Annotated in this window: 20 protein-coding genes and 5 pseudogenes; 14 read left to right on the top strand and 11 right to left on the bottom strand. The window is 32.2% G+C overall.

Annotation, left to right across the window (positions count from 1 at the left end):
• Positions 1-11: 11 nt before the first annotated feature.
• Both ABLV90_RS04405 and ABLV90_RS04400 read left to right on the top strand, forming a co-directional pair.
• Positions 12-1,511, top strand: a complete 1,500-nt coding sequence (locus tag ABLV90_RS04405) for a flotillin family protein (protein ID WP_427705665.1) — start codon at positions 12-14, stop codon at positions 1,509-1,511.
• A gap of 31 nt (positions 1,512-1,542) precedes the next feature.
• On the top strand, positions 1,543-1,758 hold the full coding sequence (locus ABLV90_RS04400) for a hypothetical protein (RefSeq protein WP_069817392.1): 216 nt from the start codon (positions 1,543-1,545) through the stop codon (positions 1,756-1,758).
• A 490-nt stretch (positions 1,759-2,248) separates the two neighbouring features.
• Here ABLV90_RS04400 and ABLV90_RS04395 read toward each other — a convergent pair whose 3' ends face one another.
• Together ABLV90_RS04395 and ABLV90_RS04390 are read right to left on the bottom strand one after the other, a co-directional pair.
• Positions 2,249-2,503 (bottom strand): TetR-like C-terminal domain-containing protein, encoded by a 255-nt coding sequence (locus tag ABLV90_RS04395; RefSeq protein WP_460872854.1) that lies wholly within the window; start codon positions 2,501-2,503, stop codon positions 2,249-2,251.
• Positions 2,466-2,837: a TetR/AcrR family transcriptional regulator gene (locus ABLV90_RS04390; RefSeq protein WP_460872242.1), complete on the bottom strand. Its 372-nt coding sequence runs from the start codon at positions 2,835-2,837 to the stop codon at positions 2,466-2,468. The genes ABLV90_RS04395 and ABLV90_RS04390 overlap by 38 nt, the downstream gene beginning before the upstream one ends.
• A gap of 170 nt (positions 2,838-3,007) precedes the next feature.
• Here ABLV90_RS04390 and ABLV90_RS04385 point away from each other — a divergent pair.
• The 6 genes and pseudogenes from ABLV90_RS04385 (at position 3,008) to ABLV90_RS04360 (ending at position 8,270) form a co-directional block, all read left to right on the top strand.
• Positions 3,008-4,697: pseudogene (locus ABLV90_RS04385) on the top strand (CocE/NonD family hydrolase).
• A gap of 234 nt (positions 4,698-4,931) precedes the next feature.
• A complete protein-coding gene (locus tag ABLV90_RS04380) occupies positions 4,932-6,080 on the top strand; it encodes an alcohol dehydrogenase catalytic domain-containing protein (protein WP_069832307.1) in 1,149 nt (382 codons plus the stop codon).
• Between the two features lie 328 nt (positions 6,081-6,408).
• Positions 6,409-6,801 (top strand): hypothetical protein, encoded by a 393-nt coding sequence (locus ABLV90_RS04375; protein WP_069817384.1) that lies wholly within the window; start codon positions 6,409-6,411, stop codon positions 6,799-6,801.
• A complete protein-coding gene (locus tag ABLV90_RS04370; protein WP_427708260.1) occupies positions 6,791-7,342 on the top strand; it encodes a peroxiredoxin in 552 nt (183 codons plus the stop codon). The genes ABLV90_RS04375 and ABLV90_RS04370 overlap by 11 nt, the downstream gene beginning before the upstream one ends.
• A complete protein-coding gene (locus ABLV90_RS04365; protein WP_427708258.1) occupies positions 7,305-7,580 on the top strand; it encodes a thioredoxin domain-containing protein in 276 nt (91 codons plus the stop codon). Before ABLV90_RS04370 ends, ABLV90_RS04365 begins: the two co-directional genes overlap by 38 nt.
• A gap of 73 nt (positions 7,581-7,653) precedes the next feature.
• Positions 7,654-8,270, top strand: a pseudogene (locus ABLV90_RS04360) (flavodoxin family protein).
• A 54-nt stretch (positions 8,271-8,324) separates the two neighbouring features.
• On the opposite strand, the gene ABLV90_RS04355 reads toward ABLV90_RS04360, so the two are convergent.
• Complete coding sequence (locus ABLV90_RS04355; protein WP_370736930.1) at positions 8,325-9,701, bottom strand: MFS transporter; 1,377 nt, start codon at positions 9,699-9,701, stop codon at positions 8,325-8,327.
• 109 nt (positions 9,702-9,810) lie between these two features.
• Positions 9,811-10,611, bottom strand: a complete 801-nt coding sequence (locus tag ABLV90_RS04350; protein ID WP_460872241.1) for a Cof-type HAD-IIB family hydrolase — start codon at positions 10,609-10,611, stop codon at positions 9,811-9,813.
• Positions 10,612-11,255: 644 nt separating this feature from the next.
• Between ABLV90_RS04350 and ABLV90_RS04345 the strand changes: the two genes are divergently transcribed.
• Positions 11,256-11,564 carry a hypothetical protein gene (locus ABLV90_RS04345; protein WP_277595565.1) on the top strand — a complete coding sequence of 103 codons (309 nt, stop codon included), beginning with the start codon at positions 11,256-11,258 and terminating at the stop codon, positions 11,562-11,564.
• Between the two features lie 457 nt (positions 11,565-12,021).
• Here the strand turns inward: ABLV90_RS04345 and ABLV90_RS04340 are convergent, their stop codons facing one another.
• The 3 genes and pseudogenes from ABLV90_RS04340 to ABLV90_RS04330 all read right to left on the bottom strand — a co-directional run bounded on the left by ABLV90_RS04340 (position 12,022) and on the right by ABLV90_RS04330 (position 15,895).
• Positions 12,022-13,353 carry a TcaA NTF2-like domain-containing protein gene (locus ABLV90_RS04340; RefSeq protein ID WP_427705675.1) on the bottom strand — a complete coding sequence of 444 codons (1,332 nt, stop codon included), beginning with the start codon at positions 13,351-13,353 and terminating at the stop codon, positions 12,022-12,024.
• Between the two features lie 151 nt (positions 13,354-13,504).
• Positions 13,505-14,125 (bottom strand): hypothetical protein, encoded by a 621-nt coding sequence (locus ABLV90_RS04335; protein WP_460872240.1) that lies wholly within the window; start codon positions 14,123-14,125, stop codon positions 13,505-13,507.
• Positions 14,126-14,472: 347 nt separating this feature from the next.
• Positions 14,473-15,895 (bottom strand): annotated as a pseudogene (locus ABLV90_RS04330) (APC family permease).
• A gap of 260 nt (positions 15,896-16,155) precedes the next feature.
• On the opposite strand from ABLV90_RS04330, the gene ABLV90_RS04325 reads away from it, so the two are divergent.
• Both ABLV90_RS04325 and ABLV90_RS04320 read left to right on the top strand, forming a co-directional pair.
• Positions 16,156-16,254: a type I toxin-antitoxin system Fst family toxin gene (locus ABLV90_RS04325; RefSeq protein WP_141714367.1), complete on the top strand. Its 99-nt coding sequence runs from the start codon at positions 16,156-16,158 to the stop codon at positions 16,252-16,254.
• A gap of 265 nt (positions 16,255-16,519) precedes the next feature.
• Positions 16,520-17,354: pseudogene (locus ABLV90_RS04320) on the top strand (aldo/keto reductase).
• Between the two features lie 451 nt (positions 17,355-17,805).
• Here ABLV90_RS04320 and ABLV90_RS04315 read toward each other — a convergent pair.
• Positions 17,806-18,102, bottom strand: a complete 297-nt coding sequence (locus ABLV90_RS04315; protein ID WP_069817358.1) for a hypothetical protein — start codon at positions 18,100-18,102, stop codon at positions 17,806-17,808.
• 416 nt (positions 18,103-18,518) lie between these two features.
• Here ABLV90_RS04315 and ABLV90_RS04310 point away from each other — a divergent pair, with 416 nt between their 5' ends.
• Genes ABLV90_RS04310 through ABLV90_RS04300 form a run of 3 tightly spaced genes read left to right on the top strand, consistent with a single transcriptional unit; the run spans position 18,519 to position 20,895 of the window.
• Positions 18,519-18,755: a FeoA family protein gene (locus ABLV90_RS04310; protein WP_277579966.1), complete on the top strand. Its 237-nt coding sequence runs from the start codon at positions 18,519-18,521 to the stop codon at positions 18,753-18,755.
• On the top strand, positions 18,748-20,742 hold the full coding sequence (feoB, locus tag ABLV90_RS04305; protein ID WP_427708256.1) for a ferrous iron transport protein B: 1,995 nt from the start codon (positions 18,748-18,750) through the stop codon (positions 20,740-20,742). Before ABLV90_RS04310 ends, feoB begins: the two co-directional genes overlap by 8 nt.
• 12 nt (positions 20,743-20,754) lie before the next feature.
• Positions 20,755-20,895, top strand: a complete 141-nt coding sequence (locus tag ABLV90_RS04300) for a FeoB-associated Cys-rich membrane protein (RefSeq protein WP_460872239.1) — start codon at positions 20,755-20,757, stop codon at positions 20,893-20,895.
• Positions 20,896-21,114: 219 nt separating this feature from the next.
• On the opposite strand, the gene ABLV90_RS04295 is transcribed toward ABLV90_RS04300, so the two are convergent.
• The 3 genes and pseudogenes from ABLV90_RS04295 to ABLV90_RS04285 form a co-directional block, all read right to left on the bottom strand.
• Positions 21,115-22,191: an acyltransferase gene (locus ABLV90_RS04295; RefSeq protein WP_427705679.1), complete on the bottom strand. Its 1,077-nt coding sequence runs from the start codon at positions 22,189-22,191 to the stop codon at positions 21,115-21,117.
• A gap of 292 nt (positions 22,192-22,483) precedes the next feature.
• Positions 22,484-24,431, bottom strand: a pseudogene (locus tag ABLV90_RS04290) (right-handed parallel beta-helix repeat-containing protein).
• A gap of 14 nt (positions 24,432-24,445) precedes the next feature.
• Positions 24,446-25,879, bottom strand: a complete 1,434-nt coding sequence (locus tag ABLV90_RS04285) for an MFS transporter (RefSeq protein ID WP_460872238.1) — start codon at positions 25,877-25,879, stop codon at positions 24,446-24,448.
• Positions 25,880-26,301: the final 422 nt, after the last annotated feature.

Below are 26,301 nucleotides of genomic sequence, written 5' to 3'. Positions count from 1 at the left end.
AGAATACCCATATGAATATATTTATATTAATTACAATTGCTACCATAATTGGACTTGTAGTATTTGGAGGTCTAATTTGGTACCTATACATGAAAGCAAGATTTAAGACAGTTCCATCAAATGAAGCTTTAATCATTACAGGACCTAACATCGGCGATCCAAAATCTGAGTCCAATGTTTATCAAGATGATGAAGGACGTCACATGAGAGTAGTACGTGGTGGTGGTTATAGAATGAAAATGTTCCAATCATCAACGCGAGTTTCACTAAAATCATTTCAGTTAGAAATCAAAACACCTGTTGTTTGGACTAAAGCCGGTGTTGGCATCGAAGCTGAGGCGGTGGCTACAGTTAAAGTTGCCGATCAATTACAAGGTATTGTTAAATATGCTGAACAATTCTTAGGCAAGTCAAAAGATGAAGTATCTGATGAAATATCGCAAGTTTTGAATACAAATTTACGAGCTATCTTATCTAAAATGACAGTTGAAGAAATCAACTCAGACAGAGAAGCATTCAATAATAAAGTAACCGAGGTTGCTCAAGGGCAACTCAACAATATGGGCTTTAGTATTACTTCATTAGGACTATCTGACATTAGTGACAACGAAGGCTACTTAGAAAACTTAGGTAAACCTGAGATTGCTAAGATTAAGAAAAAGGCAGATATTGCTGAAAGTGATGCTTCACGAGAAACTGAAATGAAAATAGCAGAAAATACGGAATTAACCGAGAAGGAAAAGATTTCTCGCCAAATGAACGTAGCTGATTCTCGTAGAGAGAAAGATTTAAAAGAACAATCAATCTTGAGTGAAACAAATAAAGCTCAAGCGCAAGCCGAAGCTTCTGGTCAATTAGAGAAAGAATCTAGAGCTTTAGAAATTAAAGAAAAACAATTGCATGTTGAACGTACTGAGAAAGAAAACGAATTACACTTAATCCAAATGGAGCGTGAGAATGACGTTCATATTCAACGTCAAAAAGATGACGTACGCCGCCAACAATCCGAAACAGATGCGGCAATTATGATTAAACAATCCGAAGCATCTTACGAATCACGTATCAAGGAAGGTAAAGCTGAAGCTGAAGTTATTAGAGAACAAGAAAAAGCAAAAGCAGATGGCTTAAGAGAAAGAGCAAATGCGCTTGCGAAAAATAAAGACGTTATGTTAGCTGAATTGATGATTAAAACAATGCCTGAGTTTGCTAGAGCAATTGCTGAACCATTATCTAACGTTGAGAATATCCGTATTCTTGATGGGGGAAACGGTGATGGTGTTAATTCTTTATCAAACGGTATTATTGCTCAAATGGCTAACGCTGAAGAAGGTTTAAACCAAATGACTGGTTTTAATTTAACTAAGATGCTTGAGAACGTCTCAGATCAAAAGAAAACTTATGCTTTTGAACAAAATGAGATGTCTAAGAATAATGATCTAGAAAATGAAGAAGCCGCGCTTAAAAATGATATCGATCAAACACAAGATGTAAGTAGCAACGAAAAACAATAATTGAACTTATAAGTGCAAATGGAGGATTATTATGAAACTTTCTTGGATATTGTGGTCGGTAGCAACTTTATTTTGGCTTCTAGTGATATTGGGATTGTCACTATATTCTTGGTCCAACGGATTATCCGACGCTAATAACAAAGAAGTGTACTCATTTTTCTGGCTACTTATTGGATTATTAGTAATACCATTTATTGTACAATTCATATGGCTGTTAATTAATGTATCTTTAAAATTAGTTAAATAGAAAACCATTTAATACACACGATCAAAACACATACATATTTTGTATGTGTTTTTGTTTTTCATAAAAACATGATATATAAAAAGTAAATAACCTTTTACTTAACTATCTCTAAAATACAATGACTTTTAAGATACATATGCGGGTAATATTAGCACTTATTAAATGATCAGAATGTTTACTATAAAATCATTATTTTTAAATTCACAACTTTGATAGCTTAGTCAGAATACATAATCCCATGCCCCTGCCCTGTAGCAATCGCTTGCGTATAAACACGAGAAGCAAAATTACTTACCTCTTAATTCGACTTTTTCGAACTCTATTCTTTTATCAATAACATCTATTATTTTCATTTTATCCTGAGACGGGATATTAACTTTATATTCTCACTTCAAACGCTTTTCATGTTCATTCCATGCATAGCCGTTTATATCCATCTTTTCCCGCTTCAATCACACGTATAGCTCCAACTAACCACTGCCGGTTCACCTTACATAGACTGCTTTACGATCCCAATAGTTCCTACAGTCACAATATTATAGAAATGCTGAACAAATTCTTCTTTTGTAATTCTGTGCTCATCTTCAACCCAATGTTTTAATATTGAAATTCCTGCGCCTGACACATAACTCATAAAATAATCAAATGGCATATTACCAATTTTGTTGTCTTCCCCTTTATATGCACTTAAATGATTATAAATAAGTCTATATATTTTTTCTTGCGAGCATAGACGCTTTACCAATCGCAAACATCGTTTGATAGAAATTTATATTGTCATCTATGTGCTCAACGAGATAAGACATAATACTTTCAACCACACTTGATGGTGCCTCTTCTGCACCCTTTTTGTGTTGATTTTCAATAAATGTTTGAAGGGCATCTATTTTTTCATTTTCCATACTTTCTAATAAATCATATTTATCTACATAATACGCATAAAATGTGCCACGGTTAATATCTGCTAAATCTGCAAGTTGTTGCACCGTGATAGCTTCAAAACGTACTTCTTTCAATAATTGTAAAAATGATGATTTTATCGCTTGCTGTGATTTTCTTACTCTACGATCTTGAGTCATTTACGTATCACACCTCCATTTGTTTCTCTTTAATAGACAATCCTACAAAGACTGTTGAGTTTCGTACACAAAGCACATCCCCGCTTGTTGTTTATCGATTATTTTAAGTTTAGGGTAAGCGTGTATTCAAAAACAAGTATTACCTTATACAAGAAAGGATATGATGATTTATGACTAAACAAATGTTAGGTAATCCAAAATTAACAGCTACACCTATGGAAGATATTACAGAAGGTACAAACCATATCGTAGTCGATAGCATCCAATATGGTAATCAAGAAATGATTATGGAAAAAGATATCATCGTTCCAATGTCAGACGGTGCAGAGCTATATGTTAATGTCATCCGTCCTAATAAATCAGGTCAATTTCCTGTAGTAATGTCCGCAGACACATACGGTAAAGATAACAAACCTAAAATTACGAACATGGGTGCATTATGGCCAACACTAGGTCCCATTCCAACTTCAAGTATAACGCCGGAAGAGTCCCCTGACCCTGGTTTCTGGGTACCAAATGATTACGTCGTGGTGAAAGTTGCATTACGTGGCAGTGCGAAATCTAAGGGTGCTTTATATCCTTGGGGTCTAGCAGAAGCAAAAGACTATGCCGAAGTAATCGAATGGGCTGGCCGACAATCATGGAGTAATGGCAATGTAGGTACAAATGGTGTTTCTTATTTAGCTGTTACACAATGGTGGGTCGCTTCATTAAATCCAACACATTTAAAAGCGATGATTCCTTGGGAGGGCTTAAACGATATGTATCGTGAAATAGCGTTCCATGGTGGTATGCACTGATACTGGTTTTTATAGATTTTGGTATGAAGGTATTATCGCAAGATGGCCAGACACAGATATTGAAGATTTAAAAACTGTACAGCAAGACCATCCATGGTTTGATGATTATTGGAAAGGAAAGCAAGCCAATTTATCAGCGATTCAAGTACCTATGTTTGTTTGTGCAAGTTGGTCTACACAAGGATTGCATAACAGAGGTACATTCGAAGGATTTAAACAAGCAAGTTCCAAAGACAAATGGCTTAAAATTCATGGACGTAAAGAATGGGAAACATATTATGCACGTGAATCACTTGAACAACAAAAAGACTTCTTTGATTACTATTTAAAAGGTATTAAAAATGATTGGCAAGATACACCAACTGTATCTTATGAAGTCAGAGATAAATTTTATCAAGGCCAAATCAAATCAGCATCCAACTACCCGCTTCCAAATACAGAAGCAACGCCTTTATATTTAGATGGACATAATATGACATTAAATACGTCAAAAGTTAAAGACGTTGCAAAAATTTCATATAATAGTGAAGTAGCAGACAACGACGAAGTAAGATTCAGCAAAATATTTGAAGAAGATACTGAACTTACAGGTAATATGAAATTAAAATTATGGGTATTTGCAGATAACGCAGATGATATGGATCTATTTGTCGGGATTAAAAAAGTGAATCGTCAAGGCGAAGAAGTTAACTTCCCAGACTTTAATCATATCGAACATGGTCAAGTCGCAACGGGTTGGCTACGTGTTTCTCATCGTGAACGAGATAATACCAAATCTACACCACTACAACCTTGGCATACACATGAAAGCGAACGTAAACTTAATGGCGATGAAATTGTGTCAGTAGAAATTGAAATATTGCCATCCGGTACATTGTTCAAAAAAGGCGAAAGTATTCAAGTTGTCATCAAAGCAAGTGAAGTCGTTAAAGGGAATAGCACACCTGGCCTTAAAACACGTTATGAACATACCGAAACAGTCAATCAAGGTACACACAACATTTATACAGGTGGCGACTATGATTCACATCTACTTGTACCAATAATACCAAATCACTAATATTTCATTTCAATGTTAGTAACGCTCATTTTTCTATGCTCTTGAGTCTATAAACTTACATTGATATCACTGGGTCATAAACACGTACTATTAAGCTTTTTATATGGAACTATATTTCAATTTACAAGTCCATAAAGTTTAGTCATATAGGCGACGGGAATATATTGAAAGAAACAGATTATATTTATGCCACTTGATCACGAGAAATTCTATAAAAATTGTGAGGCGTTATTTATGAAAGCTGTTACTTTTCAAGGTCAAAAACAAATGGAAGTTAAGCAAGTCAGCGACCCAAAGATTGAAGATTCAACAGACGCTATTATTAAAATAACGGCATCCGGCATCTGTGGTTCTGATTTACACTTATATCATCAAGGTGATTTAATGATGGACCCAGGATTTGTCATTGGTCATGAACCTATGGGTATCGTTGAAGAAGTTGGTAAAGACGTTAAAAAACTCAAAAAAGGTGATCGTGTAGTGATTCCTTTTAATATAGGCTGTGGTGATTGTTACTATTGCAATCACGAAATGGAATCGCAGTGTGATAATTCAAATCAAGAGCAAGCCAATTGGCAAATGGATAATGGTGGTTTGTTTGGTTTCGGCAGTATGCATGGTAACCATTGGGGCGGCCAAGCTGAGTATTTAAGAGTCCCTTACGCAGACTTTTCTTCTTTTATTGTTCCAGACAATGATATGAAAGATGAAGATGTTTTATTTTTATCTGATGTCGCACCTACTGCATATTGGAGTGTAGAGCATTCTGGCGTTAAATCAGGTGATACAGTTGTCATCTTAGGTTGTGGTCCAATTGGCCTTATGGCACAAAAATTCGCAAAACTTAAAGGTGCAAAACGTGTCATCGCTGTAGATAATATTGAGCACAGACTGCAACATGCCAAGGAATATAACCAAGTCGAAACCTATAATTTTGATAAAGAAAAAGAAATCGGTAAATTACTGCGTGATACTACACATGGTGGTGCGGATATTGTGATCGATTGCGTAGGCATGGATGGCCAAGTCAAAGCATCTGAACGTGACTTGAGTCCAGATTCTGCACAACGCGGCACAATCAGTCCCATTGATACTGCGGCAGAAGCTGTAAGTAAATTCGGTACAATTCAATTAACAGGTATCTACGCAACACCAGCCGATGATTTCCCACTAAATCTGATTTTTAACCGTAATGTCCAAGTTAAGACCGGTCAAGCACCTGTGATTCACCTTATGCCGAAATTATATGAGATGATTCGTGAAGGTACATTTGATCCAACTGACATTCTTACACATACGATGCCATTAGATAAAGCGGCAGAAGCTTATGAAATATTCGACCAGAAAAAAGATAATAATATTAAAGTGATTTTAAAACCTTAAACAAAATAAAAAATTAATACGACTATGAATGTCTCCTCAATTCAAATAGAATTGGGGAGATATTTTTATTTGTTACACAAAACAATAAATATAATACATAATTATTGTAAAAAGTTTAATATATTAATTTTGTGGAATATATACACCATAGCAGTAATTTTTCTCAATCTTCAATATAACTTTTTAAATTCATGTCTAATACACAAACGACTTAATATATTATTTTGTATAAACGCCCTTTTTTAACCTTTTTAACAATTTCCATTACAGTTTTAAATTTTCAATTCCAAAGCTAAGATATAAAATTCAAAGTTTAGGTGTGATAATTATGAAAATAGAACAATGTATAGAAGATTTTATAAAAAGTATTATTAAAAAAGACCCAGAGTTATTTTGTAGTTTATTATGCCCTAAAGATTTATCTCTTTTAAGAAAAAAACTATATATAAAAACAGGTCACCTTGGTGTAAATCGTTATATAAAAGATAAATACTTAAAAAAACTCACACGTTTAGTAACTACTTTTTACAAATACGAGTATTTTAAAGATGGCGATAAATATATAGTGAAATATTCTTTTGCTCAAAATAATTCTTATCTTAAGACAGAATTCAAAATTGTTGGTAATCAAACTACGCCATTATTTAATTTGAATATAAATAAAATGCAAGTGAAATTTTTCAACCACCCTTCTACTGTAGGTGATGTACATGCCACTTAATTCAGATTTACATTCCGAAACACAACGTCTACCACGCATTGGAGAAAAAGCCCCATTTTTTAAAGGTCAATCCACACAAGGGGAAATAACTTTAGATGATTATAAAAATGACTGGGTGCTTTTATTTGCTCATCCAGCTGATTTTACGCCAGTTTGTACTTCGGAGTTTGTAGCGTTACAAAATCAATATTCGGAATTTCAAGATTTAGGTGTGAAACTGGTTGGTTTAAGTGTAGATAGTCTTGCGTCACATGTGGCATGGTTAAACAGTATCGAAGAGTCTTTTGATGTGCAAATTGAGTTCCCACTTATTTCAGATTCCAACAAGGTAATATCAGAAACCTATGGTATGTTGGCGCCTGAATCGCATAATACCGAAAGCTCAAGAGCAGTATTTATTATCGATGACGATGCTGTGGTCCGTGCTATGATTTACTATCCAATGACTACCGGTCGTAATATCGATGAACTCTTACGTGTTACTAGAGCGATTAAGATTTCTGATGAAACAGGAGATAACACACCTGACTACCGGTCGTAATATCGATGAACTCTTACGTGTTACTAGAGCGATTAAGATTTCTGATGAAACAGGAGATAACACACCTGCTAATTGGAAAAAGGGAGATAATTTATTAGCTGCCCCACCAGAAACGCTTGAAGATGCTAAAAAACGAATGAAAGATTCCAATTATGACTGTAAAAATTGGTATTATTGTGAAAAAGATGCTGAACAAAGCTCTAAAAAATTTTATAACCCATTTTTATATAACAATTAGTCCTACTCCAAGAAAATGTGTTATTACTTCTAGCTCATGTTCAAGACGAAAATATAAAAATGGAGGCTAAGTTATGACCTTGAAAGCAATTATTTTAAATGCATCTCTAAAACATGGTGATGAACTATCCAATACAGAAGGGTTAGCGCAAGAAGTCACTGACATCTATCATAAAGAAAATGTAACGAGTGAGATGATTCGATTAAGTGATTATAATATTTCTTATGGCATTTCTGATGATATGGGCAACGGAGACGAATGGCCTCTCATTTTAGAAAAAATTAAAAATGCAGATATTTTAATTATTGGTACGCCTTTATGGCTAGGTGAAAAAAGTAGTATCGCAACGCTTGCCATTGAACGCCTTTATGGTAGCACAAGTTTAACCAACGAGCGTGGTCAATCCTTTTTTATAATAAAGTGGGTGGTGCCATTGTTACTGGTAACGAAGATGGCGCAAAAAATGCAACTGCCTCAATCCTATACGCCCTATCTCATATTGGCTTAACAGTACCTCCAAATGTTGACGCTTATTGGGTTGGCGAAGCTGGTCCAGGCCCTTCTTATTTAGACATCGAGCACGTAAATGAATTTACCAAAAAACACGTTGAAATGCTCGCCTATAATACAATGCACTTAGCCAAAATTTTCAAGGATTACCCTATTCCTAATGAAGGTAACCAATTATAAAATACAATGTCAAAAGCCAGTTGCATAGCAGCAACTGGCTTTTTCTCGTAGTGTTTAAGCTTTTATATTTTTTGGTATAATGATCTGCGCTAAAATCACACCAATAATCATTAACATGATACTAGCCATGAAAGACCAAGTCGCTGCCACGCTTGCACTATGTGTCACTTGTACCGCAGCAAATATTGTCGTATTCATTGCAATGCCAAACGCCCCACCAAGTGAAGAAGTCATTTTATACAGACCTGAAGCTAGGCCAATTTTTTCATCTGGAATCGTTAAAATAGCTACAGTTAAACCAGGTGTCGCACATAAACCGTTGCCAATAGCAAAAATAACAAAACCAAATGTTACAGATGCAATATACCAGTCAGATGGCAATACGGTTAAACTGGCGAAAATAATGCCTATTGCAGGAAATAATGGTCCTACAAGTAACATTGGTTTACCGCCATGACGCAGTGATATTTTTTCCCCTAAGCGAACCATTAACACTGCCATGATGACATACGGCACTGTCACTAAACCTGATTGAAACGGCGTTAAGCCCAATTCTGTCTGAGCATACATATTAAATACTGTTGTTACCCCTATACCTGTATTAAGTACAAAGTTAACCAAAGAAGACCCAACGAGCCCACGGTTACGGAATAATGCAAAATCAATAAATGGGGCGCGCTTTCGACGTTCAAAAAAGTAAAATACAATTATAGAAATAATAAATACACTACCACAAATAATTGAAAAAGGACTCGTCCAGCCTTGTTCAAAGCCTTGCGTTGCAAATAAGGTGATACTTCCTATTAAAACAGCAAAGATTAACATACCTATATAGTCGAATGGTCGATTATCGATAACTTCCTTAGCTTCTTCTTTCGTGCCAAGTAATAGCACAAATGCTAGGATAGCGATGATAATAGACAAGATGAAGTTAGACTGCCAATTGATATATGTAGCGATAAATCCACCAACCAATGAAGCAATACCTACGCCTCCAACAGTCCCGATCATTAAGTAACTAATCGCTTTACGTAAATCCTTGCCTTCAAATTGATCTTTCAGCACACCTACTGTTGCGGGTAAGAGTATGGCTGCTGATATACCTTGAATGATTCTTCCTATAATAAGTAGTGCCGTAATATCCGAAATAATGATTAATAACGAGGCGATAATACTTAAAATGATACCCAAATAGGTCATTTTGAGTCTTCCTATTTTGTCTGACACATCACCTGCGCCTACCATAAAGATACCAGTTGCGAAAGATGTAATACTCACTGACAAATTAATAATACCAGACGTTGTTTGATATGTTTGTTGCACTGGGGTAGATATATTTATAAACGATTGAGCAAACAGCCAATACGTTAATACACTTAATACAATAGCTAAAATTAATTTGTTGCCCGATTGTTGCTTCGTACTCATGATGTTCTATGCCTCCATCTTATATAATTCATATGTTTAAAAAAACATATGCACTAGATAGATAATATCACAGAATTAACTACTTAATGTTAAAAACTATTATATATTTTTATTATTTAAAATTTAATAATAAATTCAATGTTTGTACTACGCCATCAGCATTATTATTTATTGCTATTAAATTGGCCTCTGCTTTCAACTCTGGGTAAGCATTATCCATGGCCACTTTATATTTCGTCGCTTTAAATAAATCAATATCATTTAATCCATCGCCAAATGCAATAGTTTCTGAAGGGCTGATTTGCAGTAAACTTTGAATTCGGTTAATTGTCGTTCCCTTGTTAACTCCCAAATCTGCAATATCAATCCATTCTTCATCAGATGCGATGATATAAACCTCCGACTCATAGTGTTTAATTTGATTAGCAGTCTCTTTACACTTACCTGTTGCATCATGCACAGAAATTTTTAAAATATCTTCTTCAATTTCGTCATAATTATTAATATAAATTACATTTTGGAACGATCCATGTACCAATTTCTTCTCTGATTCTAGTGTGTCTTGTAAGACATACGCGCCTGATGCGGTGCATGCAAGTACCGTTTGCGTTGGATCAATATCTTTGATCACTTGTATAATTTCTTTAGCTTTCTTATTTTCAATCGTGGCATTATAAATAAAATCACCGTTAAATTTAATTCTTGTTGCGCTATCTCCTACGATAAACGTATTTTGTGCTAAATCCCCAATAATACTCTCGACACGCTCACACTGTTTCCCCGTACAAAATACAAACCGAATATTGTGTTTCTCGCAATTCTCTTTTAATAATTGGAACGATTCACTATTAAATTGACTATCATTATTTAAAAATGTGCCATCCATGTCCGCAACAACCAGTTTAATATCCATTATAAATTCCCCTTTAACCATAATTAAGATAATTGTATCGGTTTATAAATGAAAACGATAATATTTATATCGACTTGTTCATATTTTTCGTGGGTAGAATCTTTTTCGTCACATTAAAACTTTATTTTTTAGATATATATTCAAAATAAAGTATAAAGTTGAAATAATATGTGTTAATTTAAATATAAAGTGTTTTAAACAGTCATTTACTGGGATACTAAATTACATAGCATATTGTGGAGAGGTTTTAACATATGAATAAAAATAAATTAAGGTTTTACATACATATAGGGCTAATTATATACGCCATCGTTTACGGCATATTATTACTGTCGACTGACTGGATTTCTTCTGGTTGGTCACTAGCATTCGTATTAAGCTTTGTTGCTATCGGTATCTTAAGTGATATCGTCGCTCCAAAAAAGCGTAATAATTCGGAGAATAGTTAAAAGCGTCAAAGATATTATATAAAATGAAAATAGTAACTATTACTGTGCCCAAATTTATTACTGATAAAGACTATATAATACTTATATTTGTAAGTATTTCCTGGGTAATTTCTGTCTATAATTGCTTTGTCTTTTTAAAAACAAAAAAGAATGATGATGGATAACATAATAAATGTAGCTAAGGAGATTAAAAATATGATAGCAATACTTTCACTGGTTTATGGTATTGCCATAAGTTTGTGGTTTTTATTCATAGATCGTAACGAGTCAGAAGGATTAAAGAAGAAAATAACTGCTATGTTTTTAATGTTAAATAGTGTTTTATTAATTATATTTGCAGTCATAGGGCTTTTAAAAATTATTGAACTGTCAAATTTTGAAGGAACTTTAATATTATTAGGAATAGCAATGATTCAACTTTCTCTATTAGGTAAAAATAAAGTTAAACCGATTTATATTTACTTTGGTCTAGCTATGCTTATCATAAATGTATTTATTAGTTAAGAATTTTTGTATATTACATGAAATCAAAGGAGGAAGTCACACATGTTACCTAAAATGTTAGTCATTTTTTTATTACTTTTTTATCCTATTTTTGTTAAAGCTATGAATAAGAAAAAGAAAGATAACTATGAATCATTAAAATAAAAAAGTTAAAAGCGCCTAACAGAGAACAAACTGTTAAGCGCTTTTTATTGGGTATTGTTATGAAAATATGTTTTTTATCACAGTAATTATACCTCTAATTATTGAGAGTAATACATCTAAGATAATAGTCATAATGCTAAATTTATCTTCTTTATCAAATTTTCTTTTTTTGTCTTTATTAGTCATATAAATGCATACCCTCCGTCTTTAACCTTATTAAATTTAAAGTTGGTTATATATGCTTGCAAACACCACTTCAAAACAAAAGAAACATATCATTTAGCATAAATATTTTTAAATACATAAAATGCAATTAAATATCTGTATAACTTTTTATTTCAAAATCAGATATATCATCATCATAATCTAAAACGTATTGAGATTTAATATTTTTTCCATTCTTATCTTGTTTTTCAACTTCAATCGTTACAGTATTACCATCCTTATTATATTTTGTAACTTTAGGATCAGAATATTCTGCCTCACTTCCTGATGTTACAACTTCTTCCATGTGGTCAGCTGTATCACTGTCACTTTTAATATAACTAGATATATACATATACTCTTCTTCTTCATAAGCTTCGTTTAAGGCATCTGTGTAATCTTCTATAAATGTTTGTACTTCTTCTTTAACTTCTGCATTTTCTTGTCGTTCTTTTATTTCGTTATCATCAAATACTAAATCTATATTAATTGGATCAGTAGTATCTTTCATTTTTGGTACTTTAACTACATTTGATTTGAATTTTTTATTATCTACCTCAGCTTGAGCATATACTTCTTGTTTTTTATCCGGTAAAAGTGGACCAAATAAATATTCATTTACCTCATCATAAGATGCTTTTTTCTCATCATTAACATAAACTTCAATAGTTGAAGTATCATCAACATCTTCGGCATCAATACTCACATCTAAATATTTTGCGTTAAAATCTTCAGTAACTTCATTATCATCAGACATATTGATAATGAGGTGGCCCTCAAACTTTTTATCATCGATATTTTTATCTGCTTTTAGCTTATAATTACCAATTGGTAGTGTAGCAAATACTTTTTCATTTTCTTCAGACAGTTTGATTTTATGCTTTTTATCATTATACTGATATGCAATAGTACCATCAGAATCAGGATAAATGGAAACCGTTTCTTTAGCTACTTCAAAATCATAATTATCAAAAATGCCATATTTTTTGCCATTTTTTTTAACATGTATTACTTCAGAATCATTAATGTCAATAGAAGTATATTCCGTATTATTTTTTTGCATCTCTTTAACATTACTTTCAATTTCGTTTGCAACTCTATCTGGGCTATCAGATTCTACAATATAATCATAAAAAGCTTTGGACTCTTCTTTACTTAAATTGCGATCATTAAACACTAAATTATTAGATAAATTTTTATGTTTTCCTTTTTTGATATCTTCAGAAATTGTCTTAGCTTCATTTACAGGCGATATAGTTGATTCAATTATTTTGTATAATGTAAATAACAGAATAAATATTATTACAATAATACTTATAATCATTATTAACTTTTTATTATTTTTTGGTGTTTTTGTTTCCTGTTTAATTTGTTCTCCACACTTTGTACAGTTCTTTTGATTTTCATTTAAAGGAGCTCCACATTTTTTACAATACTTCATATATTACCCTCCTACCAATGTTTGAATAAGATTTAAAGAGCCTGATATACTACTTTCAACGATTATTCGAGTTATTATAGCTAATATAATAAAATAAACAATAATACCATAAATTGTAGGTATACGAAGTTTATTATAATTACTATATTTACTAATCAAATAAATTGGCGAAACAACAAATAATAGTATTCCAATTACAATTAGGAATGCTTGCAAAACTTGCCACTTTTATAAGGATAAATAAAAGTCCTAAAAGTATAAATATTACAGCGTATGTATTAAAAGCTATAAAATCTGAGAGTATTTTATGTACATCTTCTTTTATATTTAAAATCTTCATAATTCCAATAGTAATTCCAAACAGTATTAATAAAGCAATCAATGAATAGATTAGAATTTTAAATATAATACTACTTTTAGTTATCCCCAAATATGCTACTTCACCAGGTACTAGAAAAAGTGAAAATAACAATAGTATAATCAATCCTCCACCAACTAATGACATTAAGAGCTTATAAGAATAAACATATTTAGAAGCTATTTCGTTATCTAAACCAGTGAAAACATTCCCAAAAAATCTTTTACTTTCGCTTAAAGTGTCACTCGTATAATCATTCATACTTTTTTTGAAATTTTGAATTTTGTCATCATTATCATTTTGACTAGAATTTTTATTTGTAGGTTCAGTGAAATCATTTTGTAATTTTGTTCCACATTCTCCACAAAATAAGTCTTCATTTTGAGCAGTTGCACCACAATTAGGACAATTCATATCAAACACCCCTTATTTATGTATTTAAATTAAATTTTATCATATTTCTATATATAATTTCTGTTTATTTTTGAAAAATATTTTAATTTATGTACGAAATTAAATTAATCTAAAAATTTTAAAATAAAAATAATGATTATGAACTATTTAAAAAAATTATAGAAGTGTTTTTGAGGTTTTGTCTAAATAAAGTTTAAACATGTAAGGTAAAACTAAGTTAATTCGTCACTCTATATGTTTTTTACTTTTACTTATAGATTATCTATTTCTGCACAAAAATAACTCCGAATCTAATCATCTAGATCCGGAGTCTTTTCATTAAAAGTAATTTTTAAACTATAAGCTATCTATTTCTGCTGACCATTCATCTTAATGGCATAAAATAAATAATATACAATACCAATAATAAACCAAATCAATGTATAGAATTTAGCTTGTCCGCTTAATCCCCAAAACACTGCAAATACACAGATAAATATAAAAATCGGCATAACAGGGTAAAATGGTAATTTAAATGCTGGTTCTGGTAAATCTTTACCTTCTCTTTTGCGTAATGCATAAATTCCAATTGTCACAAACATGAATGCGACGAGCGCACCTGCTGAAATCAATTCCGCTAAAAATCCAAATGGAAATACAGATCCGATAATGACTGCCACAATTGTTAGTATGACTAAAGAACGATTAGGTTGATTCTTGGTATTTAACTTCCCTAACCAAGACGGAAGAATGCCATCACGGCCAAATGAATAAAGTAAACGTGAACCGGCAAGCATCATACCAATAAGTGCCGTAAACATACCTATAACTGAGACAGCCTGTACGATAACAGCAACTGTGCCGTGTCCACTCATACGTAATGCCCAACCTACTGGTTCTGCGTTATCTTTGTATGCTGAGTAATCAAACATACCTACTAATACGAGTGATACAGCAACAAATAATCCAACTGCAATAAGTAGTGATCCTAAGATACCTCGAGGCATTGTTTTCTGTGGGTTAATTGCTTCTCCAGAATTAGGCGCAATAGAATCAAAACCGATATAAGCAATGAAAATAACCGAACTTCCTGCGTAAATACCTTGCCAACCACCAAAGGCACCTGCTGCTGTTTCTTTATATTCAGGAATAAACGGTATGTAGTTTCCAAGATTAATAACTGATAAACCTACAATAAGAAATAAGAAAATCGCTAATATTTTTAACACAACAAGTATATTTTGTACGCGTGCTGTTTCTGATGCACCTCTCGCTAACAAGAGTGCTGTGATAATAATTACAATTGCCGCAATAATATCCATTATGCCACCGTTAGTTCCAAGTGAATTGGATAATGCGTTTGGCAATGATATATCGAAGGGGTCTAAAAGCCCTCTTAAATTGGCTGAAAAACCTGACGCTACAAAAGAAACTGCAATAATATACTCTGCAATGAGCGCCCATCCTACTATCCAACCAAAAAACTCTCCGAATAATATACTAATCCAAGTATAAGCCGAACCTGCAAATGGCATCACTGAAGCCATCTCTGCATATACAAAAGCAACGAGTGCCGCTACTATTGCTGATACTAAAAATGAAAGTGTTACAGCTGGTCCTGTATGATCTGCGAGCAACAACACCTGGTAATGTAAAAATAGCAGTCGATACAATCGTTCCGACACCTAATGCTAAAAAGTCTCTCACACGAAGTGTACGTTCTAAATTTGAATCTTTATTTTGATAACGGGATAAATCTTCTTTCCGAAATACTCTTTTAATGATACTCATTTTGTCTAACTCCTTGTTGTTTTAAAAATAAACATGTTCTTAAGTATAATGATTTTCGAATACAATGTACATGTTGTTTTAAGAAGAAATTAAATAAATTGATAATGATATTTGTGGTAATTTGTATAATTGAGGAAATATTTGAAGATAAAGTGACAAGCTCAAACATATGATAAAAGCACAGCATTTCTAGTATATAATATGGATGTCGCCTATCTCTCAGGCGTCAATTTAGACGTTGAGAGGAGGTGAGCTGAATAATGGTAGCATTTTTTATAAATGTCTTAGCCACAATCATCAGTGGTTGCATCATTGCCATGTTTACGCAATGGCTTCGTAATCGTGGCGAAAAACAATAGGCGATAACGTAAGCCACACCATAAAAAGCCCTCACTATTATAGGCAATAGTGAGGGCTTGGTGAACTAAATGGTAACATTTTTTATACCTATATTATAATCACAGCAATCTTAAAAATCAATTAAAAATATGATTATTCATAAAATAGATACCTAGGTTACTTTAAAGTGCGTACTTACATTTTTACTTAATCATCGGTAATATAACTAATATAAACATTGTTTGAAAATATTTTGAAATCAAACACAGTAAAAGGAGAATAACTATGCAATATATTGATTTTCATAATGGTAATACTATGCCTCAACTTGGTTTAGGTGTTTTTAGAGTAGAAAATGATGACACTGCAAAAGATGCAGTGAAGCATGCAATTATCAACGGTTATCGCAGTATTGATGCCGCATTAGTTTACGGAAACGAAGAAATGGTCGGCCGTGGTATACAAGAAGGTATGGTCGCAGCCGGTATTCAAAGAAAAGATTTATTTATTACATCAAAACTTTGGTTTGATAACTTTGGCAAAGACAATGTAGAACAAGGATATCAAACTTCTATAGATAACTTAGGTCTAGACTACTTAGATCTTTACCTTATTCATTGGCCGGGTACAGATGAGTCTGTCATGATTGAAACTTGGAAAGGTATGGAAGCTCTATACGAATCAGGCAAAGTTAAAAATATTGGTGTAAGTAACTTCAATATTGAGCATTTAGAAGTGTTAAAATCACAAACTTCTATTAAACCTGTCATCAATCAAGTCGAATTTCATCCCTACTTCACACAACAAGAATTGAGAACTTACTTAGATACTGAATCTATATACATGGAGTCATGGTCTCCACTAATGAACGCGGAGATTTTAACAGATGAAACAATCAATGCGATTGCAGAAGAAATTGGAAAATCTCCAAGCACAAGTTGTTATTAGATGGAATATTGAACATGGTGTCGTAACAATTCCAAAATCAATTACACCTCATAGAATAGAAGAAAACATTAATATCTTTGATTTCTCATTATCAACTAATCAAATGGAACGTATTGATGCATTAAACGAAAATAAGAGAATTGGACCTAATCCATTAGAATTAAATGGTTAACAAAAATACAAATATATGATGTTGTAACAGAACGTAAACAAACCCAATGTGTAAAGAACTCAAAAAGTTGTACTTTGGGTTACTATATAACTTTAAATGTTTGTTCATTGTTTTAAAATGCCAGTGATTTGGACCGCCTCCTGTGAGGAAAGCATCAGCCGAAGACTACAGGCTAAGGCTGTGCCCTCGGAAAGCGTGCACAAAAAGTACCAACTAACAATTACACAGTAGCAGTCTGATAGGAGCGATAATACGAAATCAAATTTCAACTTTTGATTTCGTATTCCCGTTCCTTTTTTATGTTCTCATTGGTATTTCTAATCATTTTTAATATTCTAGACGTACTTTAGACAGCCTAACATACTAAAAAGGCTACTGATATAGTTCTAATTACCCCCTATCAATAGCCTTCATATGCTCATTTTATTATTCAATTGTATGAATTTAATCACTATTTCATGCGATCCAGTATCTCTTCTTGAATTACTTGCAACGCTTCATTATAATCTGTATTTGTATTTTCTTTTGCATTTACAACTAATAAATCTATAAGTTCAATGTCACTCTTTTCACGAACTTCATTTTCAAATTGGTGTAAATGCTCTTCTGAAGTTTCCGTGTTTTGCTTTTCTATTTGATAATATTGATCGGCTCCCAATCCGCCTTCCTCAATCATCACAGAAATACCACTAGAACGTGTTTCATTCAATCTTTTGACTTTGATACGTTTATTTTCACGAATAACCATTTGAATCCCTCCTACATTATGCGCATTTTACAAACCCTTAATGCATATAAACTATTTACATATTGCTACTGATGGATTGAAAACAAATCGTCTTGGTGTCTTTATTTTTATGTATTAAAAACTATATTTACAAATCAAAATATCTAAAAAACTGGACCGCTTCATTTCAAGTTTGATTCGAGTGTAATACCTATCGTGTAAATATACAATATTTTTGCTCACTTATCTATACCCTTAATTCAAGGTTAATATATATTTCAGATAGATTTTATTACAAGTTTAATGAAATCTATGAGCATTGCAATGTCTTTTAACAAAATGTCCACAAAATTAATATTTAAAACGCTTTTATCGTACAAAACTTAGTTGTATAATTGACAATGATTATTATTTACAATTAAGAAAGAGTGATGACTATGCTAAATATCGAGACAGCCACTTTGGAAAAACGTTATAAAATTAAAGCTCTACATATTAAAAACCAACATATGTTACAACGTTTAAATGCGCTAGGCTTAAATAACGGAACGAACGTGAAAATTAAGCAAAAATGTTTATTCAAAGGGCCTTGTATTTTAGAAGTTAATGACCAATGTTTAAGTATACGTGGTTGTGATGCATGTCAGATTTTTTTAGAGGAAGCACATGAATAATAGCTATTGTATCCTAGGAAATCCTAATGTAGGTAAGACCTCATTATTTAATGCATTAACTGGCACTTACGAATATGTAGGCAACTGGAGCGGCGTTACCGTTGAGAAGAAGGTCGGCCGTCTAAAAGAGAACGCTGGAAGCCTTATAGATTTACCTGGTATATACGAACTGTCACCTATTTCTAAAGATGAAACTGTAGTGACCGACTACTTATTAAACAATGACTTCTCAGGTATGATCAATATCATAGATGCAAGCCAACTCAAACGAAATTTACAATTAACAGTTCAATTAATGGAATTAGGGGCACCCATTATTATCGGCTTAAATATGATAGATGTAGCCACAAAACGTGGTATTCGTATTAATCAGACTGCTCTAATGAAGAAATTAAAACTACCCTTATTACCTATCCTAGCGAGAAGTGGTAAAGGTACGACTCATTTATTACATGCGCTTAAAGACCATTCATTATCAAAATCTAGACCTTTACGAATAAATTATGGCGAAAAATTTGAAGATACAATATCTTGTATTGAAAAATATTTATCTGAACACACTTCTTTCGATAAACAGCTTTTCAGATTTATCGCTATACAATTCCTTTTAGACAATCCTAAAATTCATGAATTACTCGATGAAGTCGTGTTAGAAAAAATCATCCCTTTACGTGAAACATTATCTGATTTACTAGACTGTTCTATTCGTGAATTAGTACAACGTAAACGTAGCGACTACATAGCTCAATTATTAGACGGGGTGATTGAATATCCTGATGAAGAACAACAATATCTTTCTAATCGTATAGATAAATTGCTAACACATAGAATATTAGGTATCCCTATCTTTTTAGGTATCATGTGGCTCATATTCCACATTACATTTACATGGGTAGGTACACCATTATCTGATCAGCTTGATGAATTTCTTGGTGGCACATTTACCGATACCGTTAAGTCAGTCATGGATAACCTTGGTGTTGTAGCTTTCTTACAAGATTTAATTACTGACGGAGTGATTGCGGGTGTTGGGGGTGTATTAGTATTCGTCCCTCAGATTATCGTACTCTTCTTCTTTATTTCTTTACTAGAAGATTCAGGTTACATGGCACGTATAGCTATATTGATGGATAGAATTATGGAAACCTTTGGCTTAAGTGGTAAATCCTTTATTCCTATGATTATTGGTTTCGGGTGTAACGTGCCTAGTATTATGGCCGCACGTAGTATTGAAAGTGAGAAAGAACGTCTTACAACAATTTTAATTGCACCGTTTATGTCATGTTCTGCAAGACTACCTGTGTATGCATTATTTGTTGGTGTTTTCTTCGAGCAAAATCAAGCGCTCATTGTGTTAAGTCTTTATGTGCTTGGCATTGTCATCGCATTATTAACAAGTGTCTTACTGACTAAAACTGTGCTGAAAAATGATGATTCAGTATTTATCGTGGAATTACCGACATATCGTTTACCTTCTATCAAAACACTTTGGAGAAGTACTTGGGAAAAAGCAAAAGGATTTGTTAAAAAAGCAGGAACTTTCATCTTTGCGGGTTCAGTAGTTATTTGGCTTTTAAATTATACAGGACCAGGTGGTTTCAACGTAGATGTAAACGACAGCTTTTTACATTTTATAGGAAGTTTCTTTGCAGTTTTAGTTGCACCTTTAGGATTCGGAACTTGGCAAGCGGGCGCAACGCTTGTTCCAGGGTTCTTAGCTAAAGAAGTCATAGTTAGTTCGATGGCTATTATTTACGCTTCAGATGAAGCCGGATTAGTAAATATCGTTCAAGATCAATTTACGCCATTATCAGCCTATGCCTTTATGATATTTATCCTATTGTACATACCTTGTTTATCGACTGTAGCAACCATTCGTAAGGAAACCTATGCCTTAAAATGGACAATATTCGCAGTAGCCTATCCTTTAATTGCTGCCTATATACTGACATTCATCTTCTACCAAGTTAGCCAATTTTTTATTTGAGGACGTGATTTTATGTCGATTATCATTAACATCGTTATCTTTTTAGCAATTTTTGGCTACACTATATTTACATTAACTAAATTTATGAAAAAATCTAAAGAAGGAAAATGCGGCTCTTGCGGTTCTAAAGAAGGTTGTAATACAAAAGAATAACAGTGAACTAAATAGATCTTATCAATTCAATCACTAAAATAGATAAAATGAGAGGCTGAGACACATATTTTGTCTCAGCCTCTCATTTAAATTTTACGCTTTAGCATTCAAAATGTTCTTACATATCTATTTACTTATTTTCTCTATTTGTAGATGGATAAGTCTGTCGTCCTGAAAGCTTGTTCTTTCTAATACCTTAATGCTCATATTACAGCTTCACTATGTCTTCTCATTTCGTACACGCTTATTAATAATAGTTTTTTTAGCTGGAATCGGTACAATATAACTTGAAAAAGGCAATTTACTTATTAAATAAATGGATATTACAGAAAGACATAATATAACGATATAAGAAATAACAAATGTAGATGGATTATTAACAATATCTGCATAAGGGTACTGTCTATATATCATAATTAATAAAACATGAATCAAGTATATCCCCATAGAATAATTTCCTATAACTGTTAAAGATTTCATTAAATACTTATAATTTTTAACATGATTATAAAATATAATTAATAGCGCAAGAAAGAATGGTATATAAATGATGTTAGCTATACTGCTTGAACCATATAAATTTGTAATATCAATGCTGATTATTAAATCAACAAATAATATCATCCCTATTATTTTGAAATAAATTTTATATTCTAATATTGTTCTATTAATTTCTTTATAAAACTTCGCATAACAAATGCCAAGGAAAAAGAAAGAAAGCCAATTCAATATAAATGCTTTACTATTAACAAAAGCGTTTAATAAGTCACTTTGGAATGTGATTTCACCTCTACCATAATTCAACCAAATTACATTTATTATTGTCGCAATGATATATGCTACTATTAATGGTAACCCCTTTTTAAGTTTGTGTACGAATGGAAATAGTAAATAAAATTGAATTACTACTAAAATGAAATATAAATGTATTTCAGCTGTACCAAGTATATAGTATTTTATTAAAGGCGTCCCTGGAGGATAATATGTATTAGTAAAAAGATACCTCAATACTATATATAAAGTTGTCCATAGTATATAAGGTATAAAGATTTTAGTGAATCTTGATTTGATAAAGTATAATAAACTAAATTTTCTATTCAAAGTCGAACTTGTAAGCAAAAATGCACTGATTACGGCGAAAATTGGTGTTCCTAATCTCGCTATTTGATTAAAATATGACAAAATAGGATCTGTTATGACGCCATTTGAATTATACAATTGAGCTGTTAAATGTATACATAGAACTAACATCGTGGCTATAGCTCTTATAACAGGTATTTCTTCATAATATTTCATAAACTAATATCTCCTATGGTTTTAATAAAAAGTTTTTAAATAAATTAAATAAAAAAACAATTATTCTATATTATCATAAATCAACCGTTAAAGCACATTGCTTCTGTATGAAACAATAATAAAAATAGATTGATAGTATTTTGACATAAAAAAACATCCCTAAAAGTTGAATTTTTATGTCCAACTTTTGGGATGCACCTCAATTTTTAAAAATTGAGGCTGTTTTTCATTTGTGAATGTTATAGCGGTCTAATTATTTTGTGCATTTTATCTGTATAATAATGACTTAGTCCTACAGATAGTCACCGTTTTCATTGTGTTTCCAAATTAGCACTTTATTTTCACCAGCTTGTAAATTTTCAATCGGTCCTAATAGAGTAGTATCCGTTCTCATATTTTCTACTAAATCAGTATTAATACTGATTGGCTTTTCATTTGGACTTTCAAAGTCTGCATCTGCTAGTCTTACTTTAGGTAAAGTATCACTTGATTGGGTTTCTCCTTTAATTTCAAAAAATGATGCTTGGTAATGAAATGTTAAGATATAAACCTTCTGATTCTTCTTCTAAAGATAACGCAGGATTGAAGTTCTCATCTATTAAATTATTTTCTTCTTTTTCAAAGTGTTTGGCTTTATTGAAATAAGCATTATTGTTAATAAAAACAGGTTGTTTTATTTTATGATAAGCTTGGTGATCTCCTTCTTCTTGAGAGACCAAATACTTATATTCTTCTAAAGATGTTGTATAACCATTATACAGTTCAGTTCCAATATTATTTACAGCATTTTTCCCTATAAATATATTATTGTAGAATCTATCGTCTCCTCCATAAACTGGAGCAAATCCAGCGACTAATGTACTATGTGGCACATGGTAAGGCGTTGATCTATCTAGCATCAATCTATGAACCATTTCACCGTTAATAATATTATTAACATAAGCGCCACCTTGAGCATGATTATCTAAAGCGTAATCAGCAGTTAGTATATTATTATCGACGAGATAAGGTCCGCTTGTCACTTCTACAAAAAGATCCCTTGTATTTTCATTGAATATATTTTTACTAATTCTTGTTCCTTGAGTTTGCCAATCAAACCACATACCTAAAGAGCAGTTATGAACGTAATTATTATAAACTTGTGTATCTAAAGCCGCATGTAGTTTAATACCGGCAATTTCATATCCAAAAAACGCTCTTCTATTACCAATATTAAAGATATGGTTATTATATATTTCACTAAAAGCGCACCCTAAATGACCCACAATAGCATTTTGTCCACAATCGCTAATTTTATTATTTCTAATAATGTGTGATCCTATCGTTTCTTTATTCCAATCAGCATTAACAGCACTAAAAACTGTTTCTATTTGGTATTGATAACCAGGTTTATCTTTTCTAATTGAACTAAAGTTTTGTCCGGTAGATATCTCTTTACCAATTGAAACACCACTACACATCGAATCATGTATATAATTATTTTCTACGATCCATTTTTTACTCCAATTCGTATCAATCAAACCAGTCTGTTTAGCTGTAGGTGGAGACCATTGTGTTGCCGCATGCGCTAATTCAAAATTACGAATTGTTATATAATTAGTATGTGTTTGACTTGGCGAAAATACGTGTTCTCTGACATTGATTTCTATTAATTCTTCATTTGGATTATAGTTTTGAAAATTAGCGTAAATCGTAGTACTATTTTCATCTACTTCCGCATACCATAAAAATGTCGATAAATCAGCGTAATCAAAATCAACTTCTTTTTCAGTCCAATGATCAAATACTTTTTCGACGCTTTGTGGATTTTTCAATCTATCAAAAGCATTTACTTCAAATAGTGCATGACCATTTAAATATACTTGCCCTAAAGTCTGATCATTATCAACCTCAAGCCAATCACCAAATAATTTCACTGAAAAAGGATTAAATGTTTTGAATAATTGATTAGGAACTTCTACTTTCCATATATTTCCTTCTACAAGATGCCAATCATTTATTTCTTCAGAGCCTTTTACAGTCACTTTTTCATTTTTTGCACTTTCAAATGTAATTCTGCGAGACTCGCTTAATCCTGAATTTATGTCGTTTATTTCTTCTCTATATATGCCTTCATGAACGATTACAGTGTCCCCAGGTAACGCAAGCGAAGCCGCTTTATTAATTGTTAATAACGGCTCATCCTCAGACCCCTTAGCAAAATCTGATCCTGTTTTAGCTACATATAATTTTTTTGACATAATATAACCTCCGCTTATTTATATATTTGTTTATTTCTCAGTTCTCCCACTTCATTATTTCTTATTTGGTCCTTAACCTTACCTATGAATTTTTCATAATTTAAAAAGAACGTAACAATCATTATCATTATAACCATTAAAAACGGAAAGTATATTTGCATCGATTTTATGGCAAATATAGTACTTTCAGATTGTATTGAAGCTCCTGCGACATAACCACCGATGGACAATGACCACCCTACAATAGCTGACTGTAGACCTGATCCAATTTTCATTCCAGCACTAGCCAAACTAAACACTGACCCTTGTACTGGTACCCCTGTTTTCCAATATATAATATCGCCAATATCTGCAACAATACCACTGAGTGCGGCAGTAAATGGTACGATTCCTATACCATGTATAACTAAACCTATAACTAACATAGTTAAGTTTTCCGAAAACAAACTCATAATGATATAAGAAATTATTGATATTACTAAACCAATAATGATACTTTTCTTAATTCCAACCTTTTCTGAAAATTTAGCCGCAAGTAGTAAACCTAAAATTGTTGGGATTAAAGTAGCAAAACTTAAAAGCGCCATAACATTTTCATCGTTAAAAATATACGTAGCATAATATATTCTCATGCTATTATCTGTTTGACGTAAATACCATAGTAAATATAAAACAATAGTAATAAGAAAGTATTTTTCTGTCATTAATGTTTTTATAATTAATGTAAAAGGTATGCGGTTTTTTTGTTTTTTGACACCTTTTTTATCAATGTGGTCATATTTCTTAGTTGCAACGTTTCTTTCTTTTACAAAATATCCTGCAATCATTAACGGTATAGCACATAATGCGCCATAAATAATAGATGTAACAGTCCAACCTTGCTGATTACCACCAAATCCATTAACTAAAAATGTGGTAAATGTCGTAATACACAAAACACTTAAGTTAGCAAAAATAAAACGGATACTTCCCAATGAAACACGGTCAGTTTCATTTTTAGTCATAAATGAAATAAGAGAAGAATATGCAACATTATTGGCAGTATAAAACACTACTGATATCAAAAAGTATATTGAAAAGATATAAATAATCTTTTCAGTATCACCAAAAGATTGTGGCACATTAAATAATAAAATAGTTAAGATTCCCAAAATAGGAGCGGTCCAAAAGACCCATGGCTTAGCCTTGCCCATCTTTGTATTTGTATTATCAATGATACTTCCCATAAACAAATCCGAAAAACCATCTGCAAACCGACAAATCAATATAATAGTACCTATTACTGAACCAACAACACCCACTACATCAGTCATATAAATTATTATAAAAGATGCAATAAAGGTCCAACTATAATTCGCTCCAAAATCCCCGATACCAAAAGTAATCTTCTCTGGCATACCTAATCGTTCATTCTTATCACTTTGTTTAGAATCATAACTAACGGACATAATCCCCACCCCATTAATTTTTAATGTATGCCTGCTCATAGATGATTAACAAAACAACTATTCATAAATTAGAATGTCCAAACCAGTAATATGTATAGTTATCTTTACGCGTTAACTTTTAGCGATGCCCCCTTATTTTTGGTTGGTTTGTTAATTTAACTAACCAAATTAACGTTAATATATCACCTTATTTCTTATTTGTAAACGCTTTCTTATATTGGAGTAGTTTTTTACTCCTTAAAATTAAATACAATTTAAGGATAATAATTCACTTAATATTAGCTATATTCTTTATTTTTTTATTTTGAAATGAATGCCGATGAGCATGCACGTGTCTTGATTTTTAAGGTATTTCATTATCTACATTATCTACAAATAAATTTATTAAATTGTAGGGAGTTGATTACTACTAAACTGCTTGC

The organism is Staphylococcus sp. 2S1 (assembly GCF_046721335.1).
GTDB lineage: Bacteria > Bacillota > Bacilli > Staphylococcales > Staphylococcaceae > Staphylococcus > Staphylococcus equorum_A.
Note: the sequence above shows the minus strand (reverse complement) of the source record. Positions and strands in the feature narration are given on the sequence as shown.